Source organism: Lacinutrix iliipiscaria, from assembly GCF_042686125.1.
Taxonomy (GTDB): domain Bacteria; phylum Bacteroidota; class Bacteroidia; order Flavobacteriales; family Flavobacteriaceae; genus Oceanihabitans; species Oceanihabitans iliipiscarium.
In genome coordinates this window covers 1-15,467 of the sequence record NZ_JBHUOV010000008.1, presented here as the reverse complement: position 1 = coordinate 15,467, position 15,467 = coordinate 1, and the positions used below count along the sequence as shown (strand labels likewise).

The window sequence follows — 15,467 nt, the reverse complement described above, 5'->3', positions numbered from 1 at the left end:
TGATGATTATCAGATCTGTTTAACAACGAAGATAAATTGTTTTTCGTATGAATTTTCTTAAAAAAATGATAAACTTATGTGAAAGGTTTTTTTATTTCTTGCGCATATATACACTTACTGGCACACCATGAAAATCAAAATGCTCTCGCAATTTATTTTCTAAAAAACGCTTGTAAGGTTCTTTTACATATTGAGGTAAATTACAGAAAAAAGCAAACTGTGGTTGAGGTGTTGGCAGCTGCATGATGTATTTAATTTTAACAAATTTTGCTTTGTAAGCAGGAGGCGGCTGATTTTCTATAATTGGCAATAAAACTTCATTTAGAACACTTGTTTTTATACGCTTGCTTCTGTTTTTATAAACCTCAACAGCAGTTTCAATAGCTTTATATATTCGCTGTTTATTCAGCACAGAAATAAATACAATTGGCACATCAACAAAAGGTTCTATTTGTGATTTAATATAGCGTTCAAATTCTTTTATGGTTTTATTGTCTTTTTCAACTAAATCCCATTTATTCACTAAAATCACTATTCCTTTTCGGTTGCGTTCAGCGAGCCAAAATATATTTTGAACTTGACCATCAAAGCCACGTGTTGCATCTAAAACAATAAGACACACATCACTATGTTCAATAGCTCTAACACTTCGCATGACAGAGTAAAACTCTAAATCTTCTTTGACTTTAGATTTTTTACGAATTCCCGCAGTATCAACTAGGTTGAATTCAAAACCAAAACGGTTATATTTTGTATCAATAGAATCCCTCGTCGTTCCTGCAATATCGGTTACAATATATCTGTCTTCTCCAATTAATGCGTTAATAAATGATGATTTTCCCGCATTTGGTCTTCCAACTACAGCAAAACGAGGAAGTGCTTCTTTTACTTCTTCCTCTTCTTGTTCTGGCAAAGCTTCAACAAGTGCATCTAATAAATCTCCTGTTCCGCTTCCATTAATACTAGCAATTGTAAAATATTCACCTAAACCAAGACTGTAAAATTCAACAGCATCTTCGGCACGCTTCCCATTATCTACTTTATTAACCACCAAAAAAACAGGCTTATTCACTTTACGCAATAAGGTCGCAACATCTTCATCCATTCCAGTGACACCAGCCTCAACATCAACCATAAAAATAATAGCATCAGCTTCGTCAATCGCTAATTCTACTTGTTTATCAATTTCGGCTTCAAAAACATCATCACTTCCTTTAACATAACCTCCAGTATCAATAAGTGAAAACTCTTTACCATTCCAATCACTTTTACCATAATGCCTGTCTCTAGTCACTCCACTTACTGCATCAACTATGGCTTCTCTACGCTGAATTAAACGATTAAAAAAGGTTGATTTACCAACATTTGGACGTCCTACTATAGCTACTATATTGCTCATATTTTTTGTTTTAATCTGCATTACATATCCTGTAAGCGTCTGCAAAGGTAGTATTTAGTTATAGAAAAACTGTACATTTAAATATTAAAACATTTTAAAATGTCAATTACAAACGAAATAATACTTAGACCACGTTTTAAATTTGATGTAAATCATGACAATCAAGAACTTTTAGAACTCTTTGAAAACACCAAAAATGCTCAAACCCATTTTATAGTTTCCCGAATAGACGAGCATATTTTTATAAAAATCCCTAAAAAAAATCAACATTTTTGGTCGCCACAATTACATTTAGAAATTAACAAAAATGACTTTAAAAACAACAGTACTATATACGGTTTATTTGGGCCTAACCCAACGGTTTGGACCATGTTTATGTTCTTTCATTTTATAGTTGCAGGACTTTTTATTGGGTTTTCAATTTGGACTTATACCAACTGGTCTTTAGACACTAGTTTTGAGCTGCAACTCAGCCTTGCTTGTTTTATGATTATTATTTGGTTTGCACTTTATTTTGCTGCAAGAATAGGAAAGAAAACAGGAATAGACCAAATGCATCAACTTCATAAATTTATGAGGGACACACTAAGAAGTAAAGGTATTCATACTGCAACCTAAATATAGTTACTGGTTATAGCCAAAGCGTTTTAACTGTTTTTGATTACTTCTCCAGTTTTTATTGACTTTCACATAAAGTTCTAAGTGAATTTGTTTCCCAAAGAATTTTTCTAAATCTTTTCTAGCTTCCACTCCCACACGTTTTAATGCAGCACCTTTATGCCCAATGATAATTCCTTTTTGAGTATTTCTTTCAACCATAATAACAGAACGTACACGAATAATTTTTTCTTCCTCAAAAAACTCTTCGGTATCAACTTCTACAGCATAAGGGATTTCCTTTTTATAATGCATAAGTATTTTTTCACGAATAGTTTCATTTATAAAAAAACGCTCAGGCTTATCAGTAAGCTGATCTTTAGGGTAAAATGCTGGAGATTCTGGAAGTAATTCTATAATGCGATTAAAGACTTCTTTAACATTAAATCCTTCAAGTGCTGAAATTGGAAAAATCTCTGCATTAGGAACTTTGACACTCCAAATTTGGACTTGCTCTTCTAGTTGGTTTTGATCTGAAGTGTCAATTTTATTTAACAATAATAAAACTGGAATTTTAGAATTAGTAATTTTATTAAAAAACGCTTCGTCTTTTAATTCTTTTTCACCTATCTCGACCATGTAAATCAAAACATCGGCATCTTCAAAAGCAGATTTTACAAAATCCATCATTGAAGCCTGTAACTGATAGGCTGGTTTAATAATTCCAGGAGTATCGGATAAAACCACTTGAAAATCGTCTCCATTAACAATACCAAGAATTCTATGGCGAGTTGTTTGAGCCTTAGAAGTAATTATAGACAATTTCTCGCCTACAAATGCATTCATAAGTGTAGATTTACCAACATTTGGATTACCTATAATATTTACAAAACCTGCTTTGTGCATGACTACTATTTAAGCTACAAAGGTAAAGTAAAAAGTTTACTAGATAGAAGTTTATATCTTATTATTAATAAGTGATTTATAAAAAAACATACGCTTTTACTTACATATTTAAGAGACTATCATATAATGTAAAGCACCTTATATGGTAAAACCGTAATTTTATCGATTTTTTTTGTTAAACGCTATATGTAATCATAACTTTAAATTCCCTTATTTTAGATTTATATCATTAAAACTTAACCTCATTAATTTATAAATCCTAATTATTTACATATAACTAGGATTATTTATTATTCTGTTTTGGTATCAAAATACTAGATAACCAATTAGAATGACCATACGTAAAATTACGTTTTTAATTTTATCTCTTTTAACAGCCCTAACTTTTGGATTTACTCCAAATCTGGTCGTTGAACTAGATTGTAGTATAGAAACATCTGTAGCTACTAAAACATATGCTCCTCCTACCATTACCTGCCCAGGTAATGTTACTGTAGGATGCCCTCACCTTGTACCTTCATTAACACCAACAACTTATGATGACGTTGGTGTCGTATTACAAACATATACGCTATCTGGTGCTACTACTGGTTCTAGTCCCTCAACTGGAATAAATGATGCTAGTTCGGTAACATTTCTATCTGGCGTCACTACAGTTACTTATTATGTAGAAGATGCTGATGGTGGTTCAGATTCATGTAGCTTTAATGTTACAATTACAGATGTTACCCCTCCATTACTACTATGTCCTGATGATTTATCGGTTAGTAACGATCCTGGAGAATGCCACGCAGTTCTTAACAGTTTAGGTTTTGCTACTGCTTGGGATAGTTGCTCTGGTATTTCTATTACTAGAACAGGAATTCCTGCAGGAAATGAGTTTCCTCCTGGAACAACTGTTGTTACATGGATTGTTACTGATGCAGCAGGAAACTCAACTAATTGTACGCAAAATGTTACAGTAACAGATACAGAACCACCATCTCTTGTTTGTGGTCCAGACGTAATTGCTAATACTAGCATCGGTGCATGTGATGCAAATGTCACTGTTCCACCTCCAACAGTTGTTGATAATTGTGGTGCTGCAGGTGCAACAATTACTAATGATTATAATTCAGGGGGAGCTGATGCAAGTGGCATCTATCCAATTGGTACAACTACTGTAACTTATACTGCTACAGATTCAAATGGTTTTATCACAACCTGTTCTAAAGACATTATTGTTTCAAACAATCAGAGTCCTACCATTACATTAAATGTTCCAGGACCAATAACTTTAGAAGTGTGCTCTATATATAGCGAGGGTGGTGCAACGGCGAATGACCCTTGTTTGGGTGATTTATCTGGCTTAATTAATATTGACACTTCAGCATTAATGATAAATGGTGCTGGAGAAATAACTGCTGTAGGAACGTTCAATGTTATTTATAGTATACCCGGATATCCTGGTTCAGATGAAACATTAGTGGTAAATGTTGTCGATACCACAGCTCCAATTATAACCCTTATTGGCCCTGACCCATTAGTTATTGGGGATTGTTCAACATACACAGAACTCGGAGCTGTTGTAGATGATGGATGTATTGGTAATATTGCTTCTACGAATTTGGTGATCACCGGAACTGTAGACACAACAATACTTGGCACTTACACTTTAACTTATAGCGCAACTGATGATAGTGGAAATGTTGCAACCTCAATAACAAGAGATGTAACAGTAGTTGACAGTTCTGGACCAATTATCACTCTACTTGGAGTTGATACCGATGGGAATGGATTTGTTGATGACCCTATTTATTTAGAAGCTTGTGACACCTATGTAGACCCAGGAGCAACAGCAATAGACCCATGCTTCGGAGTTGATTATACTTCTAGCATTGTGATTGATGATTCAGCAATTGATAATACCGTATTAGGGTCTTACTTTGTAACCTATGAAGCAGCTGATGCTTTAGGAAATACCTCGTTTCCAGTAATTAGAGAGGTTATTGTTATAGACACAACTCCTCCAGTTATCACTTTAAATGGCGACAATCCATTAGTTATACAAACCTGTGACACGTATATTGAACCAGGTGCTACAGCAACGGATTGCTCTGGGGATTTAACATCTAGTATCATTATTGATAATTCAACAGTAGACACAAGTACGATTGGAACTTACTATGTAACCTATGATGTTTCTGGTGGAATTTCCGGAGCTCCAATAAATACTGTTTATTGTTATGATGATAATGAAACAATGACTTGGAATTTCGATGGCACAGGAACATCTCCATTGAATGTGTTTTTTAATGCTGGACAATTTCAAACATGCTGTGATTCTATCATTATTTATGATGGAATTGACAACACTGGAACCGTAATATATAATGATGGCTTAGCAGACATGACGGGTGTTTCAGTTGATGCTCCTTCTGGCTCAGTATTTATCGAAATAATTAGTGATGCGTCTACAAGTTGTGTCTCTAATGGATTTATTCCACTTGATTTTGACGTCACAGAAGTAGCTTCACATGCGACTCAAGAAATTCGAGAAGTACAAGTAGTAGATACTATTCTACCTACAGTTATTTGTCAAGACATAACTCTTCAACTTAACCCTGTAACCGGAACAGCTAGTATTACTCCTGCTGATTTAGACAATGGGTCTTCTGATAACTGCCCAATTAATTTAACGATTTCACAATCTGATTTTGATTGTACTAATATAGGTGCCAACACAGTAACTTTAAGCGCAACAGATTCTGGAGGAAACACCGCAACTTGTGATGCTATAGTTACCATAACTGACTTAAGTGATAATGCATCCGTTATCATTTCAGAATCCGCAACATTAATTTGTGAAAATGACTCAGTAACATATACAGCAACACCTTCAAATGCAGGCACACCTTCTTATCAATGGCAGGTTAATGGCGTACCTGTGCCTGGTGAAATTGGATCGACTTTTACATCTACAACATTAGCTGATGGAGATGAAATAACTGTTTTAATAACTTCTAGTTTATCAGCATGTGCTGGTCCTGTTGTAAGTAACAGCCTCTTTATTGCTGTTAGCGATTACAATCCTCCTGCTGAAGCTGGTCCAGATGTATCTAATTCAGTTTGTACAAATACAACCGTTACACTAGCGGCAGACCCCGTAACTGGAAGTGGCGCTACAACTTTATGGACAGTAACTTCGGGGCAAACCTCTGGATTTAGTTTTTCTGATCCAACAAGCCCTACATCTACTTTTACTGGTGATGTAGGAGAAACTTATGTGTTAACTTGGAGTATAGATAATCCAGATCCTTGTGTAGACACTTCAGATTCTATGACCATAACTTTTGTTGGTTGTAATGCCATTGATTTTGATGGTGTAGATGACAATATTACATTTAGAGACTCTTACAATTTTTCATCCGCTTTTTCTATTGAAATTTGGGCAAAAACAGATATTAACTCTGCTAATGTTCAAACTATTTTTTCTAAACGAGAAGCTAATGATTTATTAGACGGTTATGATTTAAGGGTTGTAAATAATATTGTTTCATTTAATTGGAATAACGGTCAATCTTTATCTTCGCCTTACGCTATCGCATCCAACACTTGGTATCATATTGCAGTAACCTATAATGGTAGTGTTTATACCTTATATATAGATGGTGTTGAAATGAATAGTACAACAGGCAGTCTGCCTATTTCAAACACAAGTGATTGTGTAATAGGTGCTATGGATCAAAAATTAATACCTCCATTTAGGCCACTAAATTATTTTAGTGGAACACTTGATGAATTACGCGTCTGGGATAAAGCATTAACTGTAAATGAAATTCGTGCAATGATGAATCAAGAAGTTGAGGACAATTCTGGGCCATTAAGAGGTTCTGTGGTTCCTATAAACATTGGAAGCTTAAATTGGATTGATCTTTACGGGTATTATCAAATGAATCAAGCCACTGATATTTTTGCTGGAGAATTATTATCTAATGGAAATTCAGGTATAAATGGTAGATTAAGAAACATGGTAACGGATCAAGCAGAATCTGCACCATTACCTTATTTATCAACCAGAAATGGTGGATTCTTTAGCCCAATTACTTGGCTATATGGCAATGTACAACAGCTCCCAAACAGTATAAGTATAGATGGATCAACTCCTATTGACTGGAACATTGTTAGAACATCTCACAATGTTATTGCAAGGGATAATGATATCATTTTATATGGATTAGATATTATTAATAATAAATTTACTGTTGATAATTCTGATGCATTAGATGGCCAAAGTTTACGCTTAACACAGTATTTAAAAGTCGATGGTGTATTAGACCTAGTAGGCGAATCTCAATTAATTCAAGACACAGGAAGTATTGTCGACGATTTAAGTTCTGGAGTTTTAGAACGCGATCAACAAGGCACTACTAATCTTTATAATTATAATTATTGGAGTTCCCCTGTAAACAATGGAACAAACACCTATACTATTGGCTCGGTATTACATGATGGCACTACAGCGACTAACCCTCAAAACATATTATGGACAACCAGCCATGACGCAGCAGGAACCACCAACCCTATAACATTAAGCAACAGATGGTTATACAGCTTTGAAAACTATCCTATTGATTCCTATGCGAGTTGGGTTCAATTAGATGAAAATTCTTCACTAAATGTGGGTCTTGGATTTACAATGAAAGGAAGCGGAAGCGCCACTAGCGAACAAAACTATGTTTTTATTGGAAAACCTAATAATGGAAATATTACAACACCAATTGTTGCTGGAAACCAAGCCTTAATAGGAAACCCATACCCTTCAGCTATCGACGCCCATGAGTTTATAAATGATAATAGTAGTAGTACTCTTGGAACTTTATACTTCTGGGAACATTACGTATCAAACAATTCACATGTCTTAAGTGATTATGAAGGTGGTTATGCCAGCTACAATTTATCAGGAGGTAATGGTGCGATTTCACCTGCCTTAATAAGTGGACTTGGCTCTCCTGCAAAAATTCCTGAACGCTATATTCCTATTAGTCAAGGATTCTTTGTCGAATCAAATGCTACTGGTGGCACTATTCTTTTTGAAAACGATCAGCGTATTTTTGTTAAAGAAGCAGTAACTGGTGCTGCTGATAACGGCTCAGTATTTATTAGATCAAGTCATCGAAACCCTTCCTCTGAAGAGCCTTTAATAAAACGCCTTAGACTTAACTTTAAAACTCCAGAAGGTGCGGTTAGACCTTTATTACTTGCTTTTATTCCTAATGATTTAGCTACAGATGGTATCGACTATGGATACGATGCTATAAACACTGAGATGTTTCCAAATGACATGTCATGGATGATAAATAATATAAAACATGTTATTCAAGGTGTTGGCCATTTTGATGAAGATAAACGATATCCTCTAGGGATGTTTTTAAATTCTTCTGGATCAGTCGAAATTTCATTGCAAGAACTTGAAAACTTTGATGAGGATATTAATGTTTTTGTATATGATGCATTATTAGATTCTTATACTACTCTAAATGATGAATTAACTTTTACCAGTCACTTAGAGCCTAATGAATACCTTAATAGATTTTATATTACTTTCACAGACGACAACTCCTCATTGTCAGTTGAAGACGAAACTCTACAACAAGTTATAATAAATTATCTTCAAGATTCTAGTGAAATATATATTAAGATCCCACCTTCTATTGATGCACAACAAGTCTATCTTATTAATATACTAGGCCAAAGATTAAAGTCTTGGGACAATACTAATACATCAATGACTAATGAGTTTACCATACCTGTAAAGAATGTATCTGAAGGTGCTTATGTAATTAAAGTGGAAACTTCAATAGGTATAGTTAACAAAAAAGTAATAGTTAAATATTAGGAATACATTATGTTTTTAAGTAAACAAAAAAACGAATTATAAAAAAATGTTAAAATTTAATTTTAAAAATGTATATTTGAAAACATATAAATAGTTGAAGTTCAACTAACATTTATTACATATTATCGAAAACTAGCTTGATATATATAATAAATTAATTTGTATTTCTAACTTAGACAATCTGTGATTCAATAAAATTCTTTGTTTTTTCATGGATTCATATAAAAGATTTAGTCCCCCTTTTCTTTCATAACTTACTTCTAATTTAAGGTATTTGAAACTTATTCAGTTTCAAACATGCTATTTTATTAACTAACTAATTTAAATTATGAAAAAATTTACATTATTACTTTTTGTGCTGCTTGCCGTCTCCTGGCAATCGTATGCACAGGATCATTCTACGGTCGCGCTTGCGCAACCATTGGTGATTGATTCAAACTGCGTAGGTACTAGTGGAGGTGCAAACTCCGGAGACCCTACAGGATTTGATAATACAGACGGAAACGTTTGTTCTGCAAGCTATAGTGGTGGTGACGATTACATTTTCTCCTATGTAGGAAATGGAAGTGCACTTCAACTAGACTTAACAACATCAAATACCTGGTCAGGTATGATGGTAACTGAAGGAACTCCAACTGGAGGAACTTGTGTTGGCAGCGCTAATAGTAGTACTAGTTCAAAAAGCCTGTTAACAATTGGTCTAACAGCTGGTGTGACGTATTACATTCACATTTCGACATACCCAACTCCTCAGAGTCCGGGTCAATTCTGTCTTAATGCTGCAGAAGTTGCTCCGGCAACACCACCTGCTAATAACTTTTGTATCGATGCAGAAGTAATATCAGTTAATACCGATGAAAGTTGTTCAGTAGTGACTTCTGGAACCATTAATTTGGCATCAGACTCTGGTGAAGACTCAACTACTTGTTCTGGTACTGAAGATGATGATGTATGGTATTCTTTTGTGGCATCAAGTTCTACTCATACGATAGACTTACTTAATGTTTCAGGTTCAACAACCGATTTATTCCACTCAGTGTGGGAAGGTGCTTGTGGTGCTCTTACTAATTTATCATGTAGTGACCCTAATTCTAGTATAGCTTCGGGTCTAACTCCTGGAAACACTTATTTACTTAGAGTTTACTCTTGGACAAGTACAGCTGGACAAGACACAACTTTTGATGTATGTATAGGTACGCCTCCAGCGCCACCTGCTAACAACACAATTGATGGTGCAGAAGTTTTAACAGTTAATGCAGACCTTAATTGTACAGATACAACTTCAGGAACAATTGAAAATGCAACTGCATCTGGTGAAAACACTACTGCTTGTGGTGGTACCGAAGATGATGACGTATGGTACTCTTTTGTTGCTTTAGGTGAAACACAAAACATTTCACTACTTAATGTTGCTGGTTCAACAACTGACTTATACCACTCAGTGTGGGAAGGGACTTCTGGTTCACTTACAAATTTATCATGTAGTGATCCTAACTCAAGTACAATAACTGGTTTAACTATTGGGAACACATATTTACTTAGAGTATATTCTTGGACAAGTACATCTGGTCAAGACACGACTTTCGATGTATGTATCACTACTGAACCTGCTTTTGTAGATGTTTGTGGTGGAGCATTCACTAGTACTCCTGGTGCAACCGTAACTAATGGTTCTCCAGTTATAGACAATTTAACAGTTGCATTATCGCCAACTGATATTATTTCTGACTTAGATGTAGCAATTAACTTACCTCACACTTTTACAGGCGATGTTGATATTACTCTTACAAGTCCAAATGGTACTGTTGTTGAACTTACTACCGATAATGGTGGTGGTGGAGACAACTACGAAAATACTGTTTTTGACGATGATGCTGCGACTTCTATTGTTGGTGCAACAGCTCCATTTACTGGAACTTTTAGCCCTGAAGGAAATTTAAGCGATTTTAATGGTGAAATATTTGATGGGACATGGACTCTAACCGTAGAAGATGATGCAGGCGGTGACGACGGAACATTAATTTCTTGGTGTTTATTCCCTACTGTAATTACTCCTCCAGATTGTGCAATTACTGATATTGCAGCTGGAGCTCAAGCACCTTGCTCTTATGATGGTGTAACTTCTACATATTCTCAAGATATTGTTGTAACCTATAACGATGCTCCTGCTACAGGAAGTTTAGATGTAAACGGTCAGTTATTTCCTATAACAGGAAGCCCACAAACTGTAACTCTTACAGGCTTATTGGCTGATGAATTAGATGTTGATGTAAATGCAGTATTCACGGACTTATTATTATGTTCTTATGCTGAGACTGCAGTTTTTACTGCTCCAGGTGAGTGTATCCCTCCTATAGATTGCTCAACATCAGAAGTTAGAAACACAACTTTCTGTTATGGAAATTCTGATGACACTACGTCTTGGAGTTATTCAAGCTCAGATGGTGGTCCTTTATTAGTATCATTTAATGCTGGACAAATGGAATCTTGCTGTGACGATATTGAAATTTATGATGGTACAGACGACTCTGGAATAGAATTATTTAATGCTGGATTAACTGATATGACTGGCGTTACAGTAATTGCTAACTCTGGATCTGTATTCATGAGAATGGATAGTGACAGCTCAGTAAGTTGTGAAGCCAATGGATATGTGCCTTTAGATTGGGATGTATCTTGTTTTGTTGCTCCTGCGTGTACGATTACAGATGTAACTGCTGGAACACAATCACCTTGTGATGAAACAACTATAACTTACTCTCAAGATATTATTATTACATATAATGATGCACCAGCTTCTGGTACACTAGATGTGAATGGTCAATCTTTTACTATTGAAACAAGTCCACAGACAGTAACTTTAACAGATTTACCAGCTGATAGCCAAATCGTTGATGTTAATGTAAGTTTTTCTCAAGAGGCATTCTGTACTTTTGAAGCATTAGCGCTATTCCAAGCGCCTGAAGATTGTACTCCTGTACCAACAGACGATTGCGGTGCATATACAAGTACAGATCAATATGCTATTGACGATGCAAATGATCCTGTAAGTACTATAGTAGTAACTGGTACTGGAGGAAACGTAATTGATGATTTAAATGTCGCAATTGCTATCGATCATACATATATTGGTGATTTAGATATCACTTTAACAAGTCCAGAAGGAACGGTTGTAGATCTTTTCTTTGACCAATGTTTTGGTGATGATAATTTGAATATCATCTTAGATGATCAAGGTACTCCTGTAGATTGTACTGGAACAGGACCGCTTATTGGTGTTTTTCAACCAACAGGAAATTTAAGTGATTTCTTATACGATGTTTTTGATGGTACTTGGACATTAAGTATTGTTGATGATGCTGGTGGTGATGACGGAACTTTACTTTCTTGGTGTTTATTACCAACTTTAGTTCCTCCTCCTGCTTGTCCTAACCCTGTTTCAACTGAAGGTGCAGCAACTTGTTTAGGTGGTGGTACTGCTCTATTAGAAGCATTCACAACTTGTGAAGCTGGAGATACTTCAGGAAATGTATCAGTTACTGATGCTGGTGGAGAATCTGGTCATGGTACTGGTTTTGGTACTGGTGGAGACTCTTATGCAGATAACGAAGCTTACAGAATGGATATGGATGTTACTTTACCTCCTGGTGCAGTAGTTCAAAATACTACGGTATATGTTGAATATACAAGTACCTTCCCTACAGAGTTTAGAATTCAAGTAACCCCTCCTAGTGGTGCTGTTCAAACAGACTTAGCACCTGGATCTTCAGGTAACTTTATAGGTGATTTCAATAATATAGATTACCCTAGTGTAGATGGTACATGGACATTCAGATTCATGGACACATATAATGATGGTGGGACTACTGTAGATGCAACTGTAACAAATATGACAATCGTTGTAGACTATATAGTATCTGGTGGTACTCCTGAAATACAATGGTATGCTGATGATGTTGGAGGAACAATACTTGCTACTGGTGATACATTTGACCCTGTTCCATTCTTACCGAATGGTGACACAAATACTCCAGGTGTATATACTTTCTATGCAGCGTGTTCTACTCAAAATGAATGTCGTACAGCAACTGAATTTGAAATTCTTGAATTACCAGAAATAGTAGTTCCTGACAATATAGTGGCATGTGGCCCTGTAGAGTTAGAAGAACTAGATGAAGGTGGTTATTTCACTGAACCTGATGGAGATGGTGAAGAATATGAAGGTGGTGATATAATTGAAGAATCTGTTGTTTTATACGTCTTTGCTGAAAGCTTTACTACTCCAAATTGTACTGCTCAAGGAAGTTTCTCTATAATTATTGGAGATACATACCCTACAACCACTGGCGCTGAAATTTGTGCTGGCGATGCTAGTCAAACAGTTAGTGCTTCTGCTGCTTGTGGAATAGGTCTTCAAGAAACTTCAATATCGTATTCTGGTTCTGGTGGTACTTCTGGTTTAAACCCAACAACTGGTACTGGTACTGATACTTATGCAGACAATACTCCTATTAATATTACTGTACCTGCATTACCAGCTGGAGCAGTTGCAACAGGAACTAGTGTTCAAATTTCTTTTGAAACTAATGGTGGTTCTTATCAAAGTGAACTTAGAGTTGAAGCAACACCTCCATCTGGAGCTGTGCAAACTGACTTAGCACCAGGTACTGGGCTAGGTGGTACAACTTTAGATGCCGACTTAGGATCTTGGGGTTCTGATAGCCCTGTTGGAGATTGGACTTTTAGATTTAAAGAAAGTTATAATGACGGTGGCACTACAGTAGATGCTAATATTACTGATATTACGATAACAGTAACATATTTAGTTGAAGATGTTGGTGTAATAAACTGGTATACTAATGCTACTGGTGGTTCATCAATTGCTTCTGGCAATACTTTTGACCCTATTGCATTTTTACCTAGTGGTAATACAGATACTCCTGGTATTTATACACTTTATGCTGCTTGTTCAACAGCTCCGGCTTGTCGTACGGCTGTAGATTTCACAATACATCCACAAACTGTAGCTATTGCTCCAGAAGATGTATTAACATGTGATTCTTATAACTTACCTGCAATTATAGCTGATGGTGCATATTACACTGGTCCTAATGGAACTGGTGACGCATTAGCTGTTGGTGCTGCAATTACAGAAACTACAACAGTTTATGTATTTGCTGATAATGGAAACTGTACTGCTGAAGATAGCTTTGTTGTAACAATTGACAACGATCTTCCAAGAATAGAAACGGTTTCTGTATGTGCTGGTGATACTCAAGCATTTGAAGTCTCAACTGTTTGTCCTGAAACTATGCCAAGTGCTAGTGCTACAGGTTCTGGTGGTGAATCTGGTTTAAATCCTGGCGGAACAGCTAGTGATACTTATGCTGATAATACACCTATAAATATTACTTTCCCAACACTTCCAACGGGTGCTATCATAACAAATACAGAAGTTATGATATCTTATACTACCCTTGGCGGATCTTGGAGAAGTGAAATGCGTGTTGAAGCAACACCTCCATCTGGAGCTGTGCAAACCGATTTACAACCTTCTACTTTAACTAGTGGTGGTACAATTACTGATGCTAATATTGGTTCTTGGGGAGCAGATGATCCTTCTGGGGATTGGACGTTCAGATTTAGAGAAACTTATAATGATGGAACAAGCTCTGCTGATGCTAATATTACAAACATCACGATAACTGTTTCTTATGATATTCCTGGTAATATTCTTTGGTACGCAACTGAAACTAGTACTGAGGTTATTGGTACAGGTTCTTCTTTCGATCCTGCAGCTTACTTACCTGGTGGAAATACAAATACTATTGGTTCTTATACTTTCTATGCAGAATGTGTAGCATTACCTGGTTGTCGTAATCCTGCCGTATATGAAATCTATGGACCAACTATTTCGTGTCCAGAGGACATTGAAGTAGATACGGATTTAGGTGAATGTGGTGCTGTAGTTGAATTCACTATTGACGCTGATGCTAACTGTCCAAACTCTGTAATTACTCAAACAGAAGGATTACCTTCTGGTACAATGTTCCCTGTTGGAACAACTACCAACACGTTTGTAGTTACTGATGCTGGTGGTAACACTGCTACTTGTAGCTTTGATGTAACTGTTGATGATAATGAAGCGCCTAACGTTAATTGTGCTGCTATTACTGTTGTATTAGACGGTAATGGTGAAGTTAATGTAACTGCTAGTCAATTAGATGATAATTCCTCTGATAACTGTGGTATTGCTTCATATACTATCGACGGAAATAGTTCTGCTGACTTTACATGTGCGGATACTGGTGGGGATTTAAGTGATTTAATTATCTCTCAATATATTGATGGACCAGATGCTAACGATTGTATAGAAATATATAATGGTACTGGTAATACTGTTGAACTTACTGGTAACTACAGTATATCTATTTATTTTAATGGAATTACAACACCACAAGTTTGGCCTCTATTAGGATCTATCGCTAATGATGATACCTATGTAATCTGTCAACAGTTCTCTGATGCTGAAGCTACTGGTAATGTGGATTTAATTAATGGTATTATGTGGAATGGTAATGATGCCGTATCATTAGATAACAATGGTAATGCTATTGACATCTTAGGTATCATTGGTAACAATCCTGGTTTAGACTGGAATGCTGGTGGAAACTCTACTAAAAACAC

The 15,467-nt window shown here is 35.9% G+C and carries 5 protein-coding genes; 3 read left to right on the top strand and 2 right to left on the bottom strand.

The window, feature by feature from the left end; genetic code table 11:
- Positions 1-91: 91 nt before the first annotated feature.
- Entirely contained in the window at positions 92-1,399 is a 1,308-nt protein-coding gene (der, locus tag ACFS5M_RS11920) for a ribosome biogenesis GTPase Der (protein ID WP_183490243.1), read from the bottom strand.
- A 99-nt stretch (positions 1,400-1,498) separates the two neighbouring features.
- On the opposite strand from der, the gene ACFS5M_RS11915 reads away from it, so the two are divergent.
- Positions 1,499-2,017 (top strand): GTP-binding protein, encoded by a 519-nt coding sequence (locus ACFS5M_RS11915; RefSeq protein ID WP_183490240.1) that lies wholly within the window; start codon positions 1,499-1,501, stop codon positions 2,015-2,017.
- Positions 2,018-2,023: 6 nt separating this feature from the next.
- Here ACFS5M_RS11915 and era read toward each other — a convergent pair whose 3' ends face one another.
- Positions 2,024-2,902: a GTPase Era gene (gene era, locus ACFS5M_RS11910; RefSeq protein ID WP_183490238.1), complete on the bottom strand. Its 879-nt coding sequence runs from the start codon at positions 2,900-2,902 to the stop codon at positions 2,024-2,026.
- A 331-nt stretch (positions 2,903-3,233) separates the two neighbouring features.
- Here era and ACFS5M_RS11905 point away from each other — a divergent pair, with 331 nt between their 5' ends.
- On the top strand, positions 3,234-8,780 hold the full coding sequence (locus ACFS5M_RS11905; RefSeq protein ID WP_183490234.1) for an immunoglobulin-like domain-containing protein: 5,547 nt from the start codon (positions 3,234-3,236) through the stop codon (positions 8,778-8,780).
- 328 nt (positions 8,781-9,108) lie between these two features.
- Positions 9,109-15,467, top strand: a 6,359-nt coding sequence (locus ACFS5M_RS11900) for a proprotein convertase P-domain-containing protein (protein WP_379898929.1), incomplete at its 3' end; no start/stop codon positions are given.